Source organism: Actinomyces oris (genome assembly GCF_001929375.1).
GTDB classification, from domain to species: domain Bacteria; phylum Actinomycetota; class Actinomycetes; order Actinomycetales; family Actinomycetaceae; genus Actinomyces; species Actinomyces oris_B.
This window is the reverse complement of sequence record NZ_MSGO01000040.1, coordinates 1-21,331: the sequence shown is the minus strand read 5'-3', so window position 1 is coordinate 21,331 and position 21,331 is coordinate 1. Positions and strand designations below refer to the sequence as shown.

Sequence of the window (21,331 nt, the reverse complement as noted above, 5' to 3'; positions counted from 1 at the left end):
GTCACCGCCTCCCTCTGGCCACGGCGGCGCGCTCGCGCTGGAGGAGCTCGGCGATGGAGTCGATGAGCGTCTCCTCGGAGGAGACGACGCCGTACTCCAGGTGGCGGGCGTCGAGCACCTGCTCGACGGTGGTGCGCCACTGCTCGCGCACCACGGCCGCCTGAGCGGCCAGGTGGGAGTCCGAGCGCAGGAAGGCGGGGATCTCGAAGGGCAGGTCGATGTCTCGCCCACGGCCGCCGTCCTGACGCAGCGGGTCGTCGTCCTCGATCTGGACGACGATCATCTCGTGCTGGATCGACAGGCGCCGAAGCCAGGTCGCGGCATCGGGGCCGGGGTGGGCGGTGTCGGTGATGAGAATGACCAGGCTGCGTCGGCGGTGCCAGGTGCTCACTCGCTCCATGAGGCGCGGCAGGCTGGAGGGAGGGGCCCCGGGGGCCAGCTCGAAGGCGCCGGGCGCCCCCTCGACGGGAGCGTCGAGATCCTCGAAGGTGCGGGCCAGGAGGGCCAGCAGGGTCTCCACGTGCTTGGCCCCGGAACGGGCCGGGCGCGAGATCGTCCGGCCGGCGTCACCGGCCACGAGCGCCACCGAGTCCCCCCGCATCCGAGCCAGGTAGGCGAAGACCTCCGCCACTCCCAGGGCCAGGTCGCGCTTGTCCTCGCCCGAGGGGGTCGTCGCCGCCATGGTCCGGCCGGTGTCCACGGCCAGCACCATGGGCATCATGGACTCGCGCTGGTAGCGCTTGATGACCGGCTGCCCCAGGCGGGCCGAGGACTTCCAGTCGATGTCGGAGATGTCGTCGCCGGGCCGGTAGAAGGACATGTCGTCGAAGTCCTGCCCGCGCCCGACGAACACCGACTTGTGGCGCCCGTCGAGCAGCCCCGTGGCGCGACGCAGGGTCGGCAGGCTCAGAGCCGCGCGCAGACGCTCGATCCGCGTACCGCGCCGGCCGCCGGAATCGGACTCGGGCGCCTCGGGAGCGCCGTGTACCTGCGTGCTCATCGTTGTGCTGGTCCCCACCGGGCTCAGGGCGTGGGGACGGCCGCGAAGATGGCGTCAATGATCGCCTCGGGCGCGACTCCGTCGGCCAGGGCGTCATAGGTGAGCACCAGCCGGTGGCGCAGCACGCCGTGGCGCAGCAGGCGGACGTCGTCGGGGATGACGTAGGTGCGCCCCTCCTGGAGGGCGACGGCCTGGGCCACCTTCATCAGCGCGATGCCTCCACGGGGGGAGGCCCCCACGCGCACCTGCCGGTCCAGGCCGGGCACGGGCCGCGGCCCCCCGCCGCGGGAGGTGTTGATGAGGGCAACGATGTACTGCTTGATGACGGGATCGACGTAGACCCGCTCGGCGGCCCGCTGAAGCCACTCGACGTCGCCGGTGGAGATGGGCCGACCGGTCACGGGCTGGTCGAAGGTCCCGTTGGAGATGCGGTCCAGGACGTCGGCCTCCTCCGAGGGCCGCGGGTAGGTGAGCACCTCCTTCATGAGGAAGCGGTCCATCTGCGCCTCGGGCAGGACGTAGGTGCCCTCCTCCTCGATGGGGTTCTGGGTGGCCAGGACCATGAAGGGGTGGGGCAGCGGGTAGACGACGCCACCGATGGAGGTCTGACGCTCCTGCATGGCCTCGAGCATGGCCGACTGGGTCTTGGCGCTGGAGCGGTTGATCTCGTCGAGCAGGACGATGTTGGCGTGGACCGGCCCCAGCTGGGTGGTCATCTCGCCGGTGGAGGAGTTGAGGATCTGGGTGCCCACGATGTCGTTGGGCATGAGGTCGGGCGTGCACTGGATGCGCCGGAAGGAGCCGGAGACGGCCGAGGCCAGTGTCTGGGCGGCGGTGGTCTTGGCCAGGCCGGGCACAGACTCCAGCAGGATGTGACCGCTGGACATGAGGGAGGTCACCAGGGCCGTGCGCAGCTGCTCCTGACCGACGACGCGCTGGGAGAAGATGTTGGCCACGGACTTCAGCAGCTCAGCGGCGCGCTCCACGTCGGCGTCCCCCGCGCCTCGGCGGCTGGAGGCGGCCTTGGCCTCGCGGCGCAGCGTCTCACGGGAGGGCAGGGGGCCGGTGTCGACCTTCTCCTCGGCCGGCGCCGCCGGCCCGGAGGGGTAGCCGGGAACCGTCATCCTGGATGAGGCAGCCGGCGCGGTGCCGGCTCCAGAGGGCTGCGGGTTGATCTGAGGCGGGAGCGAGGGCGGCTGCGGCGCCGAGGCCGGAGCACCCTGACCCGCGGAGGAGCCGGCGGGCTGACTGGCCTGTCGGGCTGCCGGCTGCCCGGCCGGCCGGCCGCTGGGCTGACCGTACTGCTGGCCACTGCCCCAGCCACCCGGCTGACTGCCGGGTTGGGCACGGTGCTCGGGCTGCATGCTCATGGTTCTCCTCGCTCAGTTCTGGCTTGATTCCTCACGCCACGGGCTCGCGCCTGGATAGGCAGCGCATTGGCAGGCTATACGAGCCGGGGCCGCCTGGGGCACGAGCGGAGGGGAAGTCCTCCCCACAGCCCCGGCGAACCCCAACTTTTCACCGATTTCGCGCCACTTTGAAGGAAATGTGAGACGAGTCGTCATGGGGTGGTCGCCTCGGGATCAGAGCTGCCCGAGGTTCACCCGGCTCCCGGCCAGGCTCAGCCGGAGCCCGCCATTGGTGACGACGGCGCTGGTCGGGCGCAGTCCCGGTGGCAGGGATGACGCGGGGATCGTGATCTGCGGGGAGTCCAGCCCGACGTAGCTGAGCATGCTGGCATCCCCCGTGTCGACGTCGACGCCGAGCTTCTTCCCAGCCATCCGGGTGGAGGTGATGGTCAGGACCAGGCTGCCGTCGGATCCCAGTGACGGGACGATCTCGGCCTCACCGCCCAGACCGAGCACGGACATCGAGGCCTGGATGGCTCCCGGATCCTGGGCGCTCGTCCCCGTGCGCTTGGCCTGAAGGGTGACGCCCTTGAGCTTCGGGTGCGATGCGGCGGCGAGCTCGGCCACCTGCTGCCAGCTGACGGTGCCCGACGCCGCCACGGCGTCAGTCTGATAGGGCTTGTGCAGGCTGATGTGGCTGAGATCGACGTCGACGTCGCTGAGCGTGACCGAGGCGTTGCTCTGGCCCTTGGAGGTGATCGTCAGGCTCGAGGAGTCCACGCTCAGGCTGTCCAGCGAGCCGCCGACGACCTGACTCAGAACGATTCCCCTGGTGACGATCCGGGCGTCCGGGCTCAGCCCCGGCAGGGCGGAGCGCACGGCGGCGTCGATCTGCCCGCGCACGAGGTACTCCGCCCCGACCGCCCCGGCGCTCAGGATGACGACGAGCACCACCAGGACCGTCACCCACCGTCGCACGCGACGTCGCCTGGCAGTGCGGGGGCGGTCACCGTCCGGGAACTCATCCTCCGGGAAGTCGTCCTCCGAGAAGTCGTCCTGCTCCTCGGGATCGTCCGCCAGGACCTCATCGAGAAGCGCCCTGTTGGGCAGCTCCTCCTCAGCGGCGCCCTCCAGCGCCTGGGGCGAGTCCGCGTCACCCCGGTGACTCATCGCTTCTCGTGTCATGTCATCGCCTCGGCGCCGACGGCGAGCTCTGGGCCACCGGGGCGGTGCTCACCGAGCGCTCGGCCGTCTGGTCGGCGGGGGCCTGGTTGGCGGCCTGCTCCTCGTCAAGCATGTAGAGGTCCTCGGCGGTGACCATGAGGGTGGACACGGCGTGCTCCACCAGTGCGGTACGCCGGTTGGAGGCGGCTCCGGCCACCCGGCCGCCGCGCAGCCCGCGCACCCCCACCCGGTCGAGCTTCTCGCAGACGTTGTCGAGCTTGCGGTTGAACTTGGTCAGCGGCCAGCCCAGGCGCGCCGCGGCCGCCGCGGAGGAGGGGATCTCAGCGGCCCCGGTCCCGGCCCGTTTGAGCACCGGCTCGGACAGCGCCAGGACGAGCAGCAGCTGGGAGCGGGTCATCGGAGTCACCCCGATGGTGGTCTGGCCGGAGGACTCACGCACGCCGTCGATCCCGGAGAAACGGTCCTCCCCGGAGGTGATGAGGTTGATCTCGTAGGTGGTCGGGCCTGCGGAGAAGGTGAGGATGACCCGCGGGAAGACCAGCGGCATGCGGGCCCCCGGGGCCAGCCGGGACTGGACCAGGCCCTCGCCGTCGGTCAGGGTGGCCGACAACCGCGACCCCTCGTTGGCGATCCACCAGAGGTTCTCGGCGTGGGCGAAGACCAGGAAGCGGCGGTGGAGGTAGGGGTTGTCGTCAATGTCGAGGTCTCCGCCTCGGCCGATGACGAAGGTGTCGCCCGGGGCGACCCGGTAGATCTCCCCGGAGAAGTCCAGGACGAGCTCGTCGGGCTGCTCAGGACTGACCTCCGGCATCTCCGTCCACGTCAGGTCACTCATGAATTCTCCTTCCACGGTCCCGGCTCATGATCGGTACCCGGGTCCAGTCTTGCCGAGAACCCGGAGCCGCACCGGCGAAGCACTACCACTCGGACAGTGACCTCAGCCACTACGGAACCTCAGCCATGACGGCGGATCGATACGGAGCGTCACCCCGTCGCCGACATCCATGAGATCCCCCATGAAGACCGGTGTCGGCATTCCCGGCCCCAGCATGACCGGCGTCGCACCGGGGCGAGCCAGGACCGTGCCGTTGGACGAGCCGAGGTCCTGGGCCAGGATGCTCCACCCCGAGGTCGTGAGCATGAGGTGGGAGCGCGAGACCATGTGCTGCGGGCTGGCCACCGGGACCAGGGCCACGATGTGCGGATCGCCCCCGGCCTGAACCTGGGGGGCGCGTCCGATGACGACGTCGCCGGCGACCTCGACGGCGGCACCGGTCGACAGGGTCAGCGTGGCCAGGGCCGGCCGGCGAACGTAGGAGAACACTCCCGTCAGGGGCTGGGAGCACAGCAGGCACTCCCGGAGCTCGGGAGGATTGGCGTGCCCCTGGGGGCAGAGCGAGGCCCGCACGGGGGGCGCGGCGATCAGAGCCGCCTCGGAGGCGGGGACGACCTCCGTGTTGGGCAGGGCCTCCAACGGCTGGGGCTCGCGGACGGGCTGGGGCTGCTTGCTCTTGGAGTTGTCCGGCGCAGTGGGGGTGTTGGCCGTCGGGCTGCCGCCCGAGCTCGCCGAGGGCGCTGTGGGGGCCCGATGGGCACCGCGGCGCCGGCGCCCCGACCCGGGCTCCGGCTCGGGGTAGTCCGGGAACGGGCTCACGTCGCCGGTGTCCAGGCTCTCCGCAGTGGTCTGCGCAGCGGGCTCCGCAGCGGTCTGCGGGTGCTGCTGCGCAGGCTCGTAGGAGTCGTCGGGGTCCTCCCAGACACCCGTCTCCAGCAGCTCGGGAGCCGAGTCCGCGGGACCGTCGGCCCCGGCAGGAGAAGAGACCACGGCAGAAGAAGGCGTCTCCCAGGGCACCGGGGCCGTCTCCTGGGGCGACTGGGAGACCGGGGTGATCGGCTTGAGCAGCGTGGTCTCGTCACTGGGCTCCGCCGGGACGATACCGGCGGGCTCCGGCGTCATGGACCGCAGGTCCGAGCGCCGGAGCGCTGCGACCGGCGAGGCCGCGGCGACCTGCGGGGAGGGCGCGCTCAGAGTCGCCGGGGCCGCCGGGGCCGCCGGCCCCACCCTCGGCAGGTAGGTGCCACCCAGGGCCTGCAGGACCCGCAGCCCCGTCTCAACGGAGACGCCACCGGGCTCGCAGCCGGCAGCCGGGTTGATGACGGCGGTCCCGTCAACGCCGTCGACCCGCAGAGCGCCGCCCGACAGGCGCGTCAGCCCCTCGGGCAGCGGAACGCGCTCACGTGGCAGGGAGAGAGAGGGAACCGGGGAGACCGTCACTGCGCCCCCTGACTGCTCGCGTCACCGGGGCAGGACGTGTGCGCCCCCGGCGGAGGAGTCGGCATCTGGAGGGAGTCGACGACGACGGCGGTGGTGTTGTCGTGCCCTCCGCCCTCCAAGGAGGCGGCCACGAGGAGCTCGGCCGTGCGCTGCGCCGGGTAGCCGGCCGCCAGCACGGTGGCGATGGCCTCGTCGTCGAGCTCGTCACTGAGTCCGTCGGAGCAGATGAGGAACCGGTCTCCGGCGGCCACCGGAACGGTGTAGAGGTCCGGGACGCCGGAGTCGGCGATGCCTCCGCCCAGCGCGCGGGTGACGACGTTGCGTCGGGGGTCGCGGCGCGCCTGCTCGGGGGTGAGCTCACCGGTCTCGATGAGAATCTGGACCCGGGAGTGGTCGCGGGTGACCTGGGAGAGCATGTCGTCGCGCAGCAGGTAGACCCGGGCGTCTCCGACGTTGAAGATGACCCAGGTCGGTCGCGTCACCCCCTGCTCGTCAGCCATCCAGGTCAGGATGACGCCGGCGATCGTCGCACCGGGCAGGTATGCGGCGTGGGACGGGATGGCGATGATCGCCTCCTGGGCGGCCACCACCGCGCGAACCACCGTGTCGACGTCGATGATGGTCGCCCCGGCCAGTGAGTAGAGGGAATCGAGGGCCACCTGCGTGGCCATACGGCCGGCGGCGTGCCCGCCCATCCCGTCGACGACGACGAAGGCCGGAGCGATGGCGAGGTAGCCGTCCTCGTTGATCGTCCGCAGGCGCCCCACGTCGGTGGCCGCACCGACAACGACCTCCGAGGCCCTGACACCGTCTTCACCGCGGATCACGATGGCATCGGCGTCAGCACGAACGTGCTCGGTCATCGGCTCCCTTTCCCTGCGTCGCTTGCACTCCCCTAGTAAACCCCAGCACCCCGTCCGGAACCACCGCACCACCGCCCCGATTCCATCATGTGGGAGTCCGCACCGAGCCGACGGCGAACAGCGCCGGCTCCCGATCCGCCCGCCAACCGGGCCTCCACCACCGCCGTCATCGGCGGCGATCCGCGTCGGCCGACACTGACAGGCTGCGGCCGTGACCCGTCAAGCAGTCGAAATGGCGGTGTCCTCAGGTAGTCTTCCAACGTGGCCGGCTGACCGACCCGCATGCCGCCGAGCCGGTACTGCGTTCCCTGACTCGGTATCGCGGGCGGCCCGACACCCGACCCACGACGGCCCCAGGTGCCGGTCACAACCTGGACCGACGTCGTTTTCCCGACCCTCGAAGGACCCAGCATGTCTCAGGCCAAGGACGAGCTTGTCGCGCGAGCGCAGGATCCCAACGCGGAGTTGGAGACCCTCCACCAGCTGGCGCAGAACTACCCCGGCCTGCGCCCCTACATCGCCGCCAACCCACGCACCTATCCCGCTCTCCTGGAGTGGCTGGGAACCCTGGGAGACCCCGCGGTCGACGCAGCTCTGGCCTCACGCGGCAGCCAGCCCCAGTCAGCGCCGTCGGCGCCGTCGGCGCAGTCATCGCCTCAGCTGGCGGTGGTCTCACCCCCCGGCGCCCAGCCGAGCGCACCGTCGGCCAGGTCCTCCGAGGCCCCCACTCAGGTGACCCTGCCCCGTTCGCTGCAGTCCGGCAGCGCGGTCTCCGGTGCCTCTGCGATCTCCGCCACCAGCTCGAGGAGCGCCGCGAGCGCACCGAGCGCCTTCAACGCGGCCGGCGCGAACACACAGGTTGACGGATTCCAGGCCACGGGCGACCCGACCGTCGCCACGCCCCACCCCGCCCAGGCGATGGCCTCCCAGTCGCCGGCCCGGCCGGTTCAGCCCGCCCTGCAGCAGACCTTCCAGCAGTCCGCGAACGTCTCCCAGGCGCAGAGCCCGGTCATTCCCGCTCCCGTGCAGCACGCCCCGGCAGTAACCGGCGACGACGGCGTCTTCGGCGTCGGCACCGAGGACGACGACTCCCAGCCCCCCTCCTCCTTCCTGACCTCCAACCGCATCCTGCTCATCCTGGCGATCCTGGTGGCCACCGTCCTGGCCTTCCTGGCGACCTGGTACCTCTCCGGCGGCAGCGGCAAGGGCTCGGCCGCCGACTCGGGCACCGAGGCACCGGCCGACTCCAGCCAGGCCGCTGCTCAGGACGGCCCCTCCCTGGCCTCCCAGTCCGCCTCCCCCAAGGCCTCGGCCACCCCGAGCGCCTCGGCGACCCCCACGCTCAAGGCGCCCGCGCCCCCCAACGCTCAGGAGCTGTCCGGCTTCGACGCCCCCAGCGGCAACATCAGCTGCACCCTGAACGATAAGGACGTCACCTGCGTCATCAACGAGCACGCCTCGACCGCCTCCTGCCCGTCCTCGAAGCCGCTGACGGTCACGATCGGCGCTGACGGGAAGTCCAGCCAGAGCTGCGGGTCGACCTTCACCCCCAAGGGCGTCAGCCTCAGCTACGGCTCCGCCGCCAAGAACTCCACTTTCGCCTGCGAGTCAGCCGACTCCGGCATGCAGTGCTGGAACCAGGTCAATGGCCAGGGCTTCACTCTCAGCCGCGAGAAGGTCGTCTCCACCACCCACGGCGGCAACTGATCAGTCTCACCCGAGGTCGGAGCCCCGCCCGCCGGGGCTCCGACCTGTCCTCTCCCTCTCAGCCTCACCTTCCAGCAGCGCACGACGTCCGACATGGCCACCTCCTACCGAACGATCCTCATTCACCCCGGTGCCCGCTCCTTCACGAGTGCCGGGCTCATTGCCCGTTTCCCCATGTCCATGGTGGGGATCTCCACGATCCTGGCGGTCGAGGAGCTCTACGGCTCCTACACGGCCGCGGGCCTGGTCAGTGCCGCGAACTTCGTGGCCATGGCCATCGGGGCGCCGATCCTTGCCCGCTGCGTCGACCGCTACGGCCAGTCGCGGGTCATGCTCCCCGCGGTCCTCGTGTCGTCCTTGAGCCTGGTGGGGCTGGCCGTCGCCGCCGCCATGCACGCGCACCTGGGGCTCCTGGCCGTGATGTCGGCCCTGGCCGGGGGCCTGGCCGGGTTCCATGGGCTCACTGGTGCGGGCGCGCTGGACGGCGATGCTCACCCGCCCCGAGGAGGTTCACGCGGCCTTCTCCCTGGAGGCGGCCCTGGATGAGGTGGCTTTCATTCTCGGGCCGGTGCTGGCCACGGCCCTGTGCACGACGCCGCTCCTGCCGGTGACCTCGGGCTGGGTGTGCTGTGTGGTGATGCAGCTGTTCGGGGGGCTGTGGTTCCTCAGCCAGCGCGCCACCGAGCCCGCGCCGCACCCGACTCGGCCGCGGCGCACCGCTGAGGCCGCCGAGCAGTCAGATCAGGGCACGGCGCATCCTCCGGTGATGCGCTACGGGGCCATGGTGTCCATCGCCATCGTCTTCCTCATCCTGGGGGCCATGTTCGGGGCCAACGACGTCGCCGCGGTGGCCTTCGCCACCGAGGCCGGGCACAAGTCCGCCTCGGGGCTCGTCCTGGCGGTCTGGGGCGTGGGCTCCTTCGTCGCGGCCCTCCTCTACGGCTCGCGCACGTGGGGGTGGCCGTTGTGGAAGCAGCTCATGGCCGGGCTGGTGGGGCTCGCGGTGGGGGCCTCGACCTTCGGTTTCGCGCCGAGCCTGGTGGTGCTGTCCGTCCTGGCGCTCCTGACGGGGCTCGCCATCGCCCCCACCCTGACCAGCGGTAACAACATCGTGCAGGTGACGGTGGCCCCCTCCCAGCTGACCGAGGGCCTGGCTTGGGTGAGCACGGCGCTCAACATCGGGGTCTCGATCGGTTCTCTGCTGGCGGGGCAGGCCACGGACGCCGGCGGCTCGCGTGCCGGGTACCTGGCGGTGGCGGCCTTCGGCTGGGGCGCCGTCGTGGTTGGCGTTCTGGGGCTGCGCGCGCTCAGGCGAGCACGAACCACCCGTTCTCTGGGCGGTCACTGAGCGACGTCGGCGGGAGGCTCGATTCCCAGCGTTCTTGGTGCCTCTTCTACACTCAGCACGATGCCGATCGCAGGAAATCCACAACACGCCTCCCGTCCCTCCCAGTCGGGCACCGGCCCCACGGACCGCCCGGCCCCCGGGAGCGGGACGCCTGCCGCCCGGCCCCCGCGGCTGGTCACGGCCGCGCGCGCCGTCGCCTCAGCGCCCGTCGTCGCCGTTCTGGGATGGCTGGCTCTGCTGGTGCCCGCCTACTGGTCCCTGGTGGATGACACCGGCCAGTGGCTGTTCAAGCTGGACTCCTTCGTCTACTACGAGGCCGTCCACCAGTGGCTCGACGGCGGGGACCTCTACAGCTGGTACGCCAACCCGGCCCAGCACCTGTGGCCCTTCACCTACACGCCTCTGGCGGCCTGGGTGATCGCACCACTGACTTGGATGTCGTACCAGTCGGCCACTGTGCTGCTGATCGTGGCCACGCCGCTGTGCGCCGCCGTGACCACCTACGCGGTTCTCAGACGGCTGGCTCTCGCGCCCCGGATGGCGCACACCGTAGCGCCGTGGCTGGCGCTCATCGGGGTCATCGCCCTGGAGCCCTTCCCCAAGACCATGGAGTACGCGCAGGTCAACGCCATTCTCATGGCGCTGGTGGCCGTTGACCTGTTCCTGGTTCCCGAGCGCTCGCGCTGGCGCGGGGTCCTCAGCGGTCTGGCCGCGGCGATCAAGCTGACGCCGGCGGTCGCGATCCTGGTGCTCCTGGCGCGCCGGGAGTGGCGGGCGGCGGCCACCATGGCGGGCAGCGCCGTCGGGCTGACGCTCCTGGCCGCCCTGGCGGCCCCCGCCGAGTCCTGGGAGTTCTTCACCTCGGCCATGTGGGATCCGGGACGCGCCGGTTTCGCCGACTACTCGGGCAACCAGAACCTCAAGGGGGCGATCGCCCGGGGCCTGCCGGAGTCAGCCTGGAACCTCACCTGGGCGCTCTGCTCCCTGCTCGCCGTGGTGGCGGTCTGGTCCCTGTGCCGCAGGCTGGATCGACTGCGGGGTGCCGGCGGCGAGGCCGGAGGTCCCGGGCAGGACGACGGCCTGGTCCTGTCCCTTCAGATCAGCGTGGTCATGGTGCTCGGCCTGCTCATCTCCCCCATCTCCTGGTCGCACCACTGGGTGTGGTGCCTGCCCGCGCTCATGTCGGTGGCGGCGGCGACCTGGCGCTGGCGCTCAACCGCGCTCGGCGTGGCCGGCGCCGCCGGGTTCCTCGTCTTCGTCCTGGCGATGCAGTGGTGGTTCCCCGAGCAGAACCATGTGGAGCAGAACTGGCCCACCTGGGCCAAGGCCGTCGGCTCGAGCTACACCTGGTGGGCGCTGGCCTGCGGAGCCGTCCTGTGGTGGGCGAGCGGCCGGCGCCTGAGGGCCCTGCGCCGCTGAGGGGCGCTGAGAGGCGCGAGAGGCGCTCGCGTTCGTACCTTATGGCGCGCGGTCGAGGGTTAAGGGTACGACCGCGCGACCTACCCTACGAACGCGCGACCTACCCTACGACCGCACAAGATCGGAACCACTGAGTCGTCTAGGATCCAGGGGTGCCCCTCTCCGACATCGCCCGCGCCGTCGAGGACCAGTTCCATCGCGACACCGTCCCCGTCCTCAAGCGCCAGGGCTGGCGCCCCCGCGTCATTCCCTACGACGGCTACGGCACCAGCTCCCCGGCTCAGCCGCGCCCGACGGCGCAGCACCAGGAGCAGTACCAGGACACGGCGGCCCAGCGCAGCGGGGCCGGAGCCCACCGGCCCTCCGCCTCAGCGTCACGCGGCGCCTCCTCCGGCTCCTCCCAGCCCACCCGGTCCGCCCCCATGGCCCGGGTCCTGGCCCGCATGGTGATGCGCCCCCAGGACGCCCCCGCCGAGGGGCCGCTGTTCCGTTCCCTGCCCGCTGCTCTTCCCGTCAGCGCCGCCCAGGCCCGCAGCTTCGCCATGACCGGGCTGAGCGATGCCCAGCGCGGCTGGCGCCTGTTCATTGAGGTGCCGGTGGCCTTCCTGCCCGTGACGGTCCGCGTGGGCCGCGCCAGTGTGCGCACCCGGGCCGACCGCAGCGGCTACATCGACGTCGTCGTGCGCGATCACGGCCTGGAGCCGGGCTGGCACGAGGCCCGGATCGAGGCGATGGGGGCGCACGCGGTGGCCGCCAAGGTCCTCATCATCCCCGAGGGGCCGCGCCTGGGCATCATCTCCGACATCGACGACACCGCCATGGTCACGCACGTCCCCCGCGTGCTCGTGGCCGCCTGGAACCAGCTCGTCAAGTACTCCTCGGCGCGCGAGCCCGTCCCCGGGATGGCCGAGCTCTACTCGCGCATCCAGGCCGCCCACCCCGGCACCCCGATGATGTACCTGTCCACCGGCGCCTGGAACGTGGTCCCCACCCTGCGCTCCTTCTTCTCCCGCCACGGATTCCCCTCGGGGCCCGCGCTCATGACCGACTGGGGGCCGACCAACACCGGCTGGTTCCGCTCGGGCATCGAGCACAAGCGCACCGAGCTGCGCCGGCTCATGATCGACCTGCCCCAGATCACCTGGCTCCTCTTCGGCGACGACGGCCAGCACGACCCGTACATCTACGGCGAGGCCGCCCGCCACCACGCTGACCGGATCGCCGCCGTCGCCATCCGCCGCCTGACTCCCACCCAGCAGGTGCTCGCCGGAGGTCTGACCGCCCACCCCATGGGCATCGGGCCCGAGGCCCGGACCCTGGCCGAGGCCGACGTGCCCGTCGTCGTGGGCGCCGACGGCTACGAGCTGGCCCGGCTCCTGCCCCGCGAGCTGCTGGAGGCCGCGCCGCGCCGCTGACGGCCTCACGGCGACCACCGCCGAGGGCGGGGCGATTCTCAGCCGCCCCTCCATGCGGCATGTCTCACGCAGGCCCCTCCACCGGCGTCGATCCCCGCCAGCATGCGGATCGGCCCATGGCCCACCCGGTTCACAGGGACAGCACAGGCCCGCCTTACCAGGCCAACAGTCCCCAGCAGTTACCTGGGTTCACCGGGGCGAACGCCCCCGTTCCCATCCCCATCGAACAGGAGGTAGCACATGTCCCCCTTCTCCACAGACTCCGCCTGCCCGACAGAGCCGACCGGCCGGACCGGCTCCACCGCGTCGACGGCGGCGTCGCTGCGCCGCCACGCGATCCTGGCCGACCTCAACGTGCTGCAGGTGGCCACCCTCCTGGGCACCGGGCTGCTGGTGACGCTCGGCGTCATCCTGGGCGGACGCTCCTACATCACCACCGTCACGCCGGACGGCCTGATCGTCTCCCAGCCGAGCACCCACGGCACCAGCGCCCAGGACCCTGCGGCGGGCTCGGCTCCCTCCACCGGCGACTCCTCGGAGAAAACCGTGTGATTCCGGGGGTGAGGACCGTCGTAGACCCGCAGTGGCCCCGCGCGTGACGCTGAGGGCGATCACGCGGCCCCCGAGCCCCCTTCACGTCAGTCGCCCCGGCCCACGGCCGGTATGGTGATGGCGCACCAAGCAGTGCTTCCGTCAAGCTCAGGAGACGATATGGCCGGCAAGATCCCCTTCATCCTCGGACTCGGCGCGGGATACGTGCTCGGGACCCGCGCGGGGCGCGCCCAGTACGAGCGCATCAAGACCGCGGCCTCCAAGGTCGCCGAGCAGCCCTTCGTGCGCACCCGGGTCGACGCCGCCTCCAGCCACGTCAAGCAGGCCGTGCGCGCCCAGGGCGAGGCCGTCACCGAGAAGGTCGCCGACGCCGTCAAGGAGCGGCTCTTCGGGGCGCCCTCGAACAAGGGCGGCACCCAGTCCCAGCCCGTCGACGCCGGGCAGGCCAGTGTGCGCCCGGTCGGCGAGAGTTCCTGAAGTCGGCTTGAGGCCGGCTGAGCCCGGCAGCTCCTAGCCCTGCTCGGGCTGCTGGGAGGGTGCGCCCTCCTGCGTGGTCCGCCCGCCGCGGCCGCGCCAGGAGGGGGCCTTGAGCGGCCCCATCATGAGCGAGCGGCGCCAGCCCACCAGCGCGCCGCTCGCCTCGCGCCGCCCGGCCCGGCGCCGCTCCCTGTCGGAGATGACCGGCAGCTGCCAGGAGCGCCAGTAGGCGAGCACGCACAGGCCCGAACCGACCACGGTGGACACGAGCATGGCGTGCGCGTCAGCCACCCCCGCCTTGACGGCCACGACCTGGGTGCCGGCGGCGATGAGCGCCGGGATCGCGTAGAGCTTGTTGCCGCCGAAGACGGCCGGGGTCTCCCCCACCGCGACGTCGCGGATCATGGAGCCGCCGATCGCCGTGAGGCAGCCCAGCAGCAGCGCCGGCATGACTCCGAGCCCGTGGGTGAGGGCCTTCGAGGCCCCGGTGGCGGCCCAGCAGCCTAGGATGACGGCGTCGGCCACCACGAGCAGGCGCCGGGTGGGCCGCGAGGTCAGCGGCACGAACCAGGCCACCGTCGCCCCCAGGCAGGCCGTGTAGAGGTAGTAGGGGTCGGTCAGGGCGAAGGGCGGGCCGGCCTGGATCATGACGTCGCGCAGGATGCCGCCGGCGGTGGCCGTGAGCATGGCCAGGACGACGAAGCCCACCAGGTCGAAGTTCTTGCGCCGGGCGATGAGCCCGCCCAGGATCCCGTTGAGCAGGACCCCGCACAGGTCCAGCAGCCGGAAGGTGTCGGTGAGGGAGGCCGGCATGTGAAGCGTGAGGGAAGAGACGTCCAGCACCCCGGTTGCCCGCCTTTCGCTCCTGTCATGGTGGCGTCCCGCCGTCGACCCCGGTGCCGGCCCGGCAGCCCGCCGCTACCCGGCACCTTAACCCACGACGCAGCGCGGGGCGGGCACCCGGCCGTCGCGGATCGCGCGTTGCGGCGATACGAAACCTCAGGTGGTCAGGGCATGCCGGCCCACGCCATGATCGGGGCGTGTCCTCCCGCTACTCGCCCCCCAAGGACCTGAGCCGCTACGCCTGGCTGTCCATCGGTGCCGCACTGGCCACGATCGCGCTCAAGGGGACCGCGGCCTGGATGACCGGCTCAGTGGGTCTGCTCTCCGACGCCGCCGAGTCCGTGGTCAACCTCGTCGCCGCCGTCGTCGCCCTCATCGTGCTGAAGATCGCGGCCAAGCCCGCCGACGCCGACCACCAGTTCGGGCACTCCAAGGCCGAGTACTTCTCGGCCGTCGTCGAGGGCGTCATGATCTTCGTGGCCGCCGCCTTCATCATCATCTCCGCCATCGAGCGCCTCATCACCCCCCAGATGCCCGAGCAGCTGGGGGTGGGCCTGGTGGTCTCGGTCATCGCCTCCCTCCTCAACGGCGCAGTGGCGTGGGCGCTCTACCGGGCCGGGCGCCGCGAGCGCTCCATGACCCTGGTGGCCGATGCCAAGCACCTGGCCACCGACGTCGTCACCTCCGCCGCGGTCCTGGTCGGGGTGGCGCTGGTGGCCGTCTTCGGCTCGGCCGTGCTCGACGCCGTCGTCGCCCTGGGAGCCGGGCTCAACATCATGTGGGCCGGCTTCACGCTCATCCGCGACTCGGTGGGCGGCCTCATGGACATCGCCCCGTCCACCGAGGTGCTCCAGGGCGTGGAGGAGGTTCTGGCGCGCCACCGCCAGGCGGGCATGATCGACTTCCACGCGGTGCGGGTGCGCGAGGCCGGCAACCGGCGCTTCATGGAGCTGCACGTGCTGGTTCCGGCGGCCTGGAGCGTCAAGAAGGGGCACGACTTCACCGAGCAGCTCATCGACGAGCTCATCGCGGCCGACACCAGCCTGCGCATCTCGGCGCACCTGGAGCCCATCGAGGACCCCAAGTCCTATGAGGACCTGGAGGACATCTGAGGACATCTGACGTCAACTCGGTTTTCATCAACGTGATGACATGTCAGACTCAGCCCCATGAATGCAATGAGGCTCACCGGCTCAGCACCGTCGCTGCGCCAGCACACGATCACCGCTCCCGTCCCCGCCTGGCGCCACCCCTCCCACGTCGTCCTGGAGACCTGCGTCGAGGACGTCGAGGGCGTGAGGATCTCGGCACGGGCCGGGGCCGACCGGGCAGAGCTGGGCGCGAACCTCACCGCCGCCGGCACCACCCCCTCGATCGGCACCATTGAGGCGGCCGTCTTCGCCGCCGCCGAGCAGGTCGAGCAGCGCCGCGCCCAGGCCGGCGCCCACTGGGCGGACAAGCCCGAGGCCGCCGCCCCCTTCGGCCTGCGGATCCTCATCCGTCCCCGGGGCGGGTCCTTCGTCTACGACGCCGATGAGGGCCGGGCCATGATCGCCGACGTGCGGCGCATCGCCACCCTGGCCCTGGAGATGGCCGAGTTCACCCGCCCCCAGGCCACGGGCGGGGGGCGCACCACGCTGCCGCCGGCCGTGGACCTGGGCTTCGTCGTCGGCGCCCTGACCGAGGACGGCACCATTGACCGCGGCCTCGTGCGCCTGCTGGTCGACATGGCCAACGGCGCCCCGCTCACCTTCCACCGGGCCTTCGACCAGTGCCGCGACACCGTCGAGGCCTACGGGGACCTGGAGGGACTCGGCGTGCGCTACGTCCTGACCAGCGGGGCGGCCCAGACCGCGGCCGACGGCGCCTCGGTGATCGCCGGGCTGGTGGCCAGTGGCGGGCCGACCGTGGTCGCGGCCGGGGCCGTGCGCCCCGACGGCCTGGTCGACCTGGTGGAGTCCACCGGCGTGCGCGAGGTCCACATGCGCTGCCCCCGCGAGGGGCTGGCCCCCGACGAGCCTCAGCGCACCGATGAGGCCCTGGTGCGCCGCGCCGTCGAGACGGTCCGTGCGGTGCCGCTTCCCGAGTAGCTCGACAGCGCCGCCAGTCCCTACCCGCCCGACGGCGACTGAGGCCGGGTGGGTGCCCCGTGCGACTCGGGGTGCCCGCCCGGCCTCGCATCCTCCTCGGTCCTTGGTCCCCGGTCCGGGTTCCACCGTTGCCGGAGGATCCTCACGGTTCGTTGTTATCCACAGTACTGGCGGCCACCAGCGGTTTCGACGCCCCCGTCACGCTGGAAGCGCAATTGGGAGAACTACCGATGCATCCCCCATGCCCATCCCTATTTTCTGCCTTAGGTTGACCCCATGAACGACGTCCGCATCGATACCCCACGCGGGATCACCCTGGCCGGTACCCTCCGGCTGCCCGCCGGTTCCGCCCCCATCGATCTGGAGGTTTCTACGACGTCGGAGGAGGCCACGCGCCCGCAGACGCGGCCTGAGGGCGTGGTCCTGCTGGCGCACGACTTCCTCACCGACCGTCACGGTCAGGGCGGGCGCCTGGACTGGATCGGCGCCCGCTACCGCGAGGCGGGCCTGGCCACGCTCAACCTGGACTTCTCCGGTCTGGGTGAGTCCGACGACGACGTCATCACGCTGGCGGGTGAGGCCGAGGACCTGCGGGCGGCCTCCAGCTGGCTGGCCGGCCTGGGCTTCACCCGGCAGATGATCCACGCCAACGGTTTCGGGGCGACGGCGGCGCTCCTGGCCCGGCCCGAGCAGGTGCGCACGGCGGTGCTCGTGGGCGCCATCGTGGGGCCGCAGTCGATCCTGTGGGAGGAGATCTTCTCCCCCGAGCAGCTCGATGAGCTCGCCCAGCACGGGCTGACGCGCCTGGTGGACGACAACCCCAACTCGCGTGAGTGGAACGTGCTGTCCAAGGAGACGCTGGCCGACTTCTCCATGCAGGATCCGCAGCGCACCCTGGCGGACCTGCCCTGGCCGGTGCTCATGGTGCACGGGGTGCTGTCCAACGAGCTGCCCGACACCGCCGAGGCCACCGCCGAGGGCTTCCCGCTGCTGCCCGACTCCAGTCAGATGGTCCATGTCCACGCCGAGACCCTGGAGCAGGCGCAGGAGGAGGTCGCCCGCCTGAGCCTGGAGTGGGCGCAGCGCCGCCTGCGCTGAGCGGCCACCCGGCCCCTTGCGCCGGTTGGCGACGGCACCGCCGTCGGCGCCCGTGAAGGTGGGCCGGGGCGGATCAGGACGGGCGGTAGGCCTTGACGGCGCCGTTGTCCTCGTAGGTGATGAGGAAGTCGCCCTCGGGGCTGTAGCCGCCCCAGTTCCCCAGGGAGATCGGTTCGGGGCTCTTCCCGGTGGACATGTCGACGAGGTGCAGAACCGTCTCATCGTCGCCCTTGCGCTCAGAGAAGACGCCGATGTCCCCGTCTCCGGCGTGGTAGACGCCCTGGATGGGCACACCGAAACATCCACTCGGAAGCTTCAAGGACAGCGAGTTGTTCTCGCCGAGCTCGATTCTCTGGCCTGCGACCGTGATGGACCGGCACTCCTCGTCATCCTTGTTGACCGAGTATGTCGACGGCGCCCAGGAGGTGTCACCGTTCTTGAGCCAGGCGCGCGCCTGGTCGAGGGTGAAGTCCTGGGGCGACCACGGGTAGTCGGTGAAGTCGTCGGGAACGCCTACCTCGAAGGTCTCCTTGACCGAGCCATCGGGGTTGATGAGGGTCACGGTATCGGGCCGGCCCGAGGATGAGGGCTGAGAGTCGAAGAGCATCCAGCCGTCCTGCAAGGCAGTGGGTGAGGCGTCCATTGAGGCGCCTTCAATCGGGGACGTCTGACCGGTGTTGAGGTCGATATGCAGGTACTGCGTCTCCCTCCTACTCCTATGAAAGATGCTAGCGATCGCGTCATGGCCGAAGCCGGGCGAGATGGTGGCGTCCTCGGAGCCGGGATCGTCGAAGGGGAGCTTCTTCTGCCACACGCGCTGCTTCGAGGAGGACCACATGGTGCACGTCGCGCCTTCGCAGGAGATCGCCTTGTCTCCGTTGACGGAGATCGTGGCCCCCGCCTCCCAGGGAGCGTCCTCGTGCTTCTGGGAGCCGAGGTCGACGAGCTCGCCGTCCTCAATGAGCTTGCCCTGCCACACATCGATGAAGTAGTACTCGGTCTTGAAGTCGAAGTCCTCCTCCCACAGGAGCTTGGGGGTCTTGCTCGTCAGAGAGAACACCTCGACATGCGCCTGGCTGTCGTCGGAGACCGCCCGGATGAAATAGTCGCCGATGTGCTTGATCGAGATACGTCCCTTGGGGCCGGGCTCATTCTTGGGGGCGTCGAGGGCCCAGACCTCCTTGTAGCCGTTGGCCCAGGCCTTGGTCCAGCCCGATGTCGGCTTCGTCAGGTCAGCCGGAGCCCCGCCTCGGCCACGCAGCCACCAGTAGGCCGCGCCCCCTCCGGCAACAGCGAGGACCAGCACGACCACGACCGCCACGATGACGGCGGTGCGCCGTCCGGGCTTGGGCGTCCCCGCACCGGGGGCGGCCGGGTAGACCGGGCCGCCCTGGTAGGGCACGGGCGCCCCCGCCGGGAGGTACGGAGGCTGGGCAGGTTGCTGCTGCATGACCGGCTGAGTGGGGAATCCACCCGCCCCAGGGGGATTCTGCCAACCCACTGCATCCTGGGGACCATAGGGCACTGGCATGGCCTGAGAATCCTGTGGACCGTAGGGAGGCTGAGGTCCGGCAGCGCCTTGAGAGAAGGGCCCCGAAGCGTGACCTGACCAGTGGGAAGAATCCGTCATATCGGCGAGTATTTCACGCAGGGCACCCACCGGCGCGGCTTTCCGCCGGCGGGTCCGTGCACGGGCTGATCGGGCGATGGCGCGCGTATAGGGGACAATGGGCCACCTATGGAACAGGGCGAGCACCTCAAGCAGAACCAGGGCGACGATCACGCCGGTGGGCACCACGGCCAGCAGGACGGCGTCCTCGGCGAGCGCAGCACCGAGAGCGCGCAGGCGTCCCCTGGCGGGCCGGCCGGGCACGCCGCCGGTCCCGCACGGGGCGGTGCACCGGGCAAGCAGAGGAGGCGCGCCCCGCGCGGCGATGCTGGCAGGCGCCGGGGCCGGCGCCCGGGCCGGTCCGGGGGGCGGCGTCGCAGCGTCTGGAAGGGCTACTCCGCCGAGCAGCTCGCCGCCCGCGCCGCCGCCGTCCCGGCGATCGTCTACCCCGAGGAGCTGCCGGTCTCCGCCCGCCGCGAGGAGATCGCGGCCGCCATCGGCGAGCACCAGGTCGTCATCGTCGCCGGTGAGACCGGCAGCGGCAAGACCACCCAGCTGCCCAAGATCTGCCTGGAGCTGGGCCGGGGCGTGACCGGGATGATCGGCCACACCCAGCCGCGGCGCATTGCCGCGCGCAGCGTGGCCGAGCGCATCGCCTCCGAGCTGGGCACCTCGATCGGGCCGGGCGGCGTCGTCGGCTACCAGGTGCGTTTCACCGAGGAGGTCGGCGAGAACACCCTGGTCAAGCTCATGACCGACGGCATCCTGCTGGCGGAGATCCAGTCCGACCCTCAGCTGCGCCGCTACGACACGATCATCGTGGACGAGGCCCATGAGCGCAGCCTCAACATCGACTTCATCCTGGGCTACCTGGCGCGCCTGCTGCCCCAGCGCCCCGACCTCAAGGTCATCATCACCTCGGCGACCATCGACTCCGAGCGCTTCGCCGAGCACTTCGGCCGCGAGCAGGTCGGCGACCGCGGGCAGCCCTTCACCGTTCCCGCCCCGGTCATCGAGGTCTCCGGGCGCACCTACCCCGTTGAGGTGCGCTACCGCCCGCTGGCTCCCGACGACGCCCCGCCCGCCTCCGAGGGCGCCGGCAACTCACCGACCAGCGGCACGGACGCCGGTCCTCGGCCCGGCCCGGCGGGACCCGGTGAGCTGAGCGAGGCCGAGCTGGAGGCTCTGACCTCCCCCGACCCGGCGGTGCGTGCCGCCGCCCGGGCCCGCCGCGAGGCCATCCGCTCCGGCGTCGGCCCCACCGCGCTCACGCCCCGCAACCAGGGGGCTCGTGGCAAGGGCCGGGGCCGGGCCGCCTCCGTGGCCGCCGAGTCCGGGGAGCCCAAGGACCAGGTGACCGGGATCCTCGACGCCGTCGACGAGCTCCTGGGTGAGCCCAGCGGTGACATCCTCATCTTCCTGGCCGGTGAGCGCGATATCCGCGACACCGAGGCGGCCCTCATCGACCACCTGGGGGCGCGATACACGCCCGACGGCCGCTCGCGCACGCCGGGGGCCATTGAGGTCGTCCCCCTGTACTCGCGCCTGAGCGCCTCCGAGCAGCACCGGGTCTTCGAGGCCCACCAGGTGCGCCGCATCATTCTGGCCACGAACGTGGCCGAGACCTCACTGACCGTTCCCGGGATCCGTTACGTCATCGACCCGGGGCTGGCGCGCATCTCCCGCTACTCCAACCGCACCAAGGTCCAGCGCCTGCCGATCGAGCCGGTCAGCCGGGCCAGCGCCAACCAGCGGGCGGGCCGCTGCGGGCGCGTGGCCGACGGCATCGCCATCCGCCTGTACTCGCAAGCCGACTTCGAGGCGCGCCCGGAGTACACCGAGCCGGAGATCCTGCGCACCTCGCTGGCCAGCGTCATCCTGCAGATGGCGGCCCTGGGGCTGGGGGCGGTGGAGGACTTCCCCTTCCTGGACGCCCCGGACTCCCGCCAGGTCCGCTCCGGCCTGCAGCTGCTCACGGAGATCGGCGCCATCGAGCCGGCCGGGGCCGCCTCGGCCCGGTCCGACGACGCCCCCGACCGGGGCCGCAGGGGGCCGCGCCTGACGGAGATCGGGCGGCGCCTGGCGCGCCTGCCGATCGACC

The 21,331-nt window shown here is 71.4% G+C and carries 17 protein-coding genes and 1 pseudogene; 10 read left to right on the top strand and 8 right to left on the bottom strand.

The window, feature by feature from the left end:
- Position 1: 1 nt before the first annotated feature.
- From BKH32_RS09925 to BKH32_RS09900, 6 genes are all read right to left on the bottom strand, one after another.
- A complete protein-coding gene (locus BKH32_RS09925; RefSeq protein ID WP_075249881.1) occupies positions 2-1,000 on the bottom strand; it encodes a DUF58 domain-containing protein in 999 nt (332 codons plus the stop codon).
- A gap of 23 nt (positions 1,001-1,023) precedes the next feature.
- Positions 1,024-2,364, bottom strand: a complete 1,341-nt coding sequence (locus tag BKH32_RS09920) for an AAA family ATPase (RefSeq protein ID WP_430383799.1) — start codon at positions 2,362-2,364, stop codon at positions 1,024-1,026.
- Between the two features lie 219 nt (positions 2,365-2,583).
- Positions 2,584-3,534 carry an LmeA family phospholipid-binding protein gene (locus BKH32_RS09915; RefSeq protein WP_256691578.1) on the bottom strand — a complete coding sequence of 317 codons (951 nt, stop codon included), beginning with the start codon at positions 3,532-3,534 and terminating at the stop codon, positions 2,584-2,586.
- 1 nt (position 3,535) lies between these two features.
- Positions 3,536-4,369, bottom strand: coding sequence for a hypothetical protein (locus tag BKH32_RS09910; RefSeq protein WP_075249878.1), 834 nt, complete (start codon positions 4,367-4,369; stop codon positions 3,536-3,538).
- Positions 4,370-4,471: 102 nt separating this feature from the next.
- Positions 4,472-5,809 (bottom strand): hypothetical protein, encoded by a 1,338-nt coding sequence (locus tag BKH32_RS09905; protein ID WP_075249877.1) that lies wholly within the window; start codon positions 5,807-5,809, stop codon positions 4,472-4,474.
- Positions 5,806-6,672, bottom strand: coding sequence for a PP2C family protein-serine/threonine phosphatase (locus tag BKH32_RS09900; RefSeq protein ID WP_075249876.1), 867 nt, complete (start codon positions 6,670-6,672; stop codon positions 5,806-5,808). The genes BKH32_RS09905 and BKH32_RS09900 overlap by 4 nt, the downstream gene beginning before the upstream one ends.
- Positions 6,673-7,083: 411 nt before the next feature.
- Here BKH32_RS09900 and BKH32_RS09895 point away from each other — a divergent pair, with 411 nt between their 5' ends.
- The 6 genes and pseudogenes from BKH32_RS09895 (at position 7,084) to BKH32_RS09870 (ending at position 13,590) form a co-directional block, all read left to right on the top strand.
- Complete coding sequence (locus BKH32_RS09895; protein ID WP_075249875.1) at positions 7,084-8,379, top strand: hypothetical protein; 1,296 nt, start codon at positions 7,084-7,086, stop codon at positions 8,377-8,379.
- Between the two features lie 93 nt (positions 8,380-8,472).
- A pseudogene (locus BKH32_RS09890) lies at positions 8,473-9,727 on the top strand (MFS transporter).
- A 60-nt stretch (positions 9,728-9,787) separates the two neighbouring features.
- Positions 9,788-11,146 (top strand): glycosyltransferase 87 family protein, encoded by a 1,359-nt coding sequence (locus BKH32_RS09885; RefSeq protein WP_256691575.1) that lies wholly within the window; start codon positions 9,788-9,790, stop codon positions 11,144-11,146.
- Positions 11,147-11,298: 152 nt separating this feature from the next.
- Entirely contained in the window at positions 11,299-12,561 is a 1,263-nt protein-coding gene (locus tag BKH32_RS09880) for an App1 family protein (protein ID WP_075249874.1), read from the top strand.
- Between the two features lie 240 nt (positions 12,562-12,801).
- Positions 12,802-13,113: a hypothetical protein gene (locus BKH32_RS09875; protein ID WP_075249873.1), complete on the top strand. Its 312-nt coding sequence runs from the start codon at positions 12,802-12,804 to the stop codon at positions 13,111-13,113.
- 159 nt (positions 13,114-13,272) lie between these two features.
- Positions 13,273-13,590, top strand: a complete 318-nt coding sequence (locus tag BKH32_RS09870) for a protoporphyrinogen oxidase (protein ID WP_075249872.1) — start codon at positions 13,273-13,275, stop codon at positions 13,588-13,590.
- Positions 13,591-13,623: 33 nt separating this feature from the next.
- Here the strand turns inward: BKH32_RS09870 and BKH32_RS09865 are convergent, their stop codons facing one another.
- Positions 13,624-14,403, bottom strand: a complete 780-nt coding sequence (locus tag BKH32_RS09865) for a trimeric intracellular cation channel family protein (protein ID WP_075249904.1) — start codon at positions 14,401-14,403, stop codon at positions 13,624-13,626.
- A 227-nt stretch (positions 14,404-14,630) separates the two neighbouring features.
- On the opposite strand from BKH32_RS09865, the gene BKH32_RS09860 reads away from it, so the two are divergent.
- The 3 genes from BKH32_RS09860 to BKH32_RS09850 all read left to right on the top strand — a co-directional run bounded on the left by BKH32_RS09860 (position 14,631) and on the right by BKH32_RS09850 (position 17,621).
- Entirely contained in the window at positions 14,631-15,545 is a 915-nt protein-coding gene (locus BKH32_RS09860; RefSeq protein WP_075249871.1) for a cation diffusion facilitator family transporter, read from the top strand.
- Between the two features lie 66 nt (positions 15,546-15,611).
- Positions 15,612-16,523 carry a copper homeostasis protein CutC gene (locus tag BKH32_RS09855; RefSeq protein ID WP_178384611.1) on the top strand — a complete coding sequence of 304 codons (912 nt, stop codon included), beginning with the start codon at positions 15,612-15,614 and terminating at the stop codon, positions 16,521-16,523.
- Between the two features lie 276 nt (positions 16,524-16,799).
- The gene (locus BKH32_RS09850) at positions 16,800-17,621 is read left to right on the top strand and encodes an alpha/beta hydrolase family protein (protein ID WP_075249870.1); all 822 of its coding nucleotides are present in this window, start codon (positions 16,800-16,802) and stop codon (positions 17,619-17,621) included.
- 73 nt (positions 17,622-17,694) lie between these two features.
- On the opposite strand, the gene BKH32_RS09845 is transcribed toward BKH32_RS09850, so the two are convergent.
- On the bottom strand, positions 17,695-19,071 hold the full coding sequence (locus tag BKH32_RS09845; protein WP_256691571.1) for a hypothetical protein: 1,377 nt from the start codon (positions 19,069-19,071) through the stop codon (positions 17,695-17,697).
- A 288-nt stretch (positions 19,072-19,359) separates the two neighbouring features.
- Here BKH32_RS09845 and BKH32_RS09840 point away from each other — a divergent pair.
- Positions 19,360-21,331: helicase-related protein (locus BKH32_RS09840; protein ID WP_143222788.1), on the top strand; the 1,972-nt coding region annotated here is incomplete at its 3' end.

Coding starts and splice junctions, on each gene's coding strand:
- BKH32_RS09925 (WP_075249881.1), bottom strand. CDS start 1,000: ATGAGCACGCAGGTACACGGCGCTCCCGAGGCGCCCGAGTCCGATTCC.
- BKH32_RS09920 (WP_430383799.1), bottom strand. CDS start 2,364: ATGCAGCCCGAGCACCGTGCCCAACCCGGCAGTCAGCCGGGTGGCTGG.
- BKH32_RS09915 (WP_256691578.1), bottom strand. CDS start 3,534: ATGACACGAGAAGCGATGAGTCACCGGGGTGACGCGGACTCGCCCCAG.
- BKH32_RS09910 (WP_075249878.1), bottom strand. CDS start 4,369: ATGAGTGACCTGACGTGGACGGAGATGCCGGAGGTCAGTCCTGAGCAG.
- BKH32_RS09900 (WP_075249876.1), bottom strand. CDS start 6,672: ATGACCGAGCACGTTCGTGCTGACGCCGATGCCATCGTGATCCGCGGT.
- BKH32_RS09895 (WP_075249875.1), top strand. CDS start 7,084: ATGTCTCAGGCCAAGGACGAGCTTGTCGCGCGAGCGCAGGATCCCAAC.
- BKH32_RS09885 (WP_256691575.1), top strand. CDS start 9,788: ATGCCGATCGCAGGAAATCCACAACACGCCTCCCGTCCCTCCCAGTCG.
- BKH32_RS09875 (WP_075249873.1), top strand. CDS start 12,802: ATGTCCCCCTTCTCCACAGACTCCGCCTGCCCGACAGAGCCGACCGGC.
- BKH32_RS09870 (WP_075249872.1), top strand. CDS start 13,273: ATGGCCGGCAAGATCCCCTTCATCCTCGGACTCGGCGCGGGATACGTG.
- BKH32_RS09865 (WP_075249904.1), bottom strand. CDS start 14,403: ATGCCGGCCTCCCTCACCGACACCTTCCGGCTGCTGGACCTGTGCGGG.
- BKH32_RS09855 (WP_178384611.1), top strand. CDS start 15,612: ATGAGGCTCACCGGCTCAGCACCGTCGCTGCGCCAGCACACGATCACC.
- BKH32_RS09850 (WP_075249870.1), top strand. CDS start 16,800: ATGAACGACGTCCGCATCGATACCCCACGCGGGATCACCCTGGCCGGT.
- BKH32_RS09845 (WP_256691571.1), bottom strand. CDS start 19,071: ATGCAGCAGCAACCTGCCCAGCCTCCGTACCTCCCGGCGGGGGCGCCC.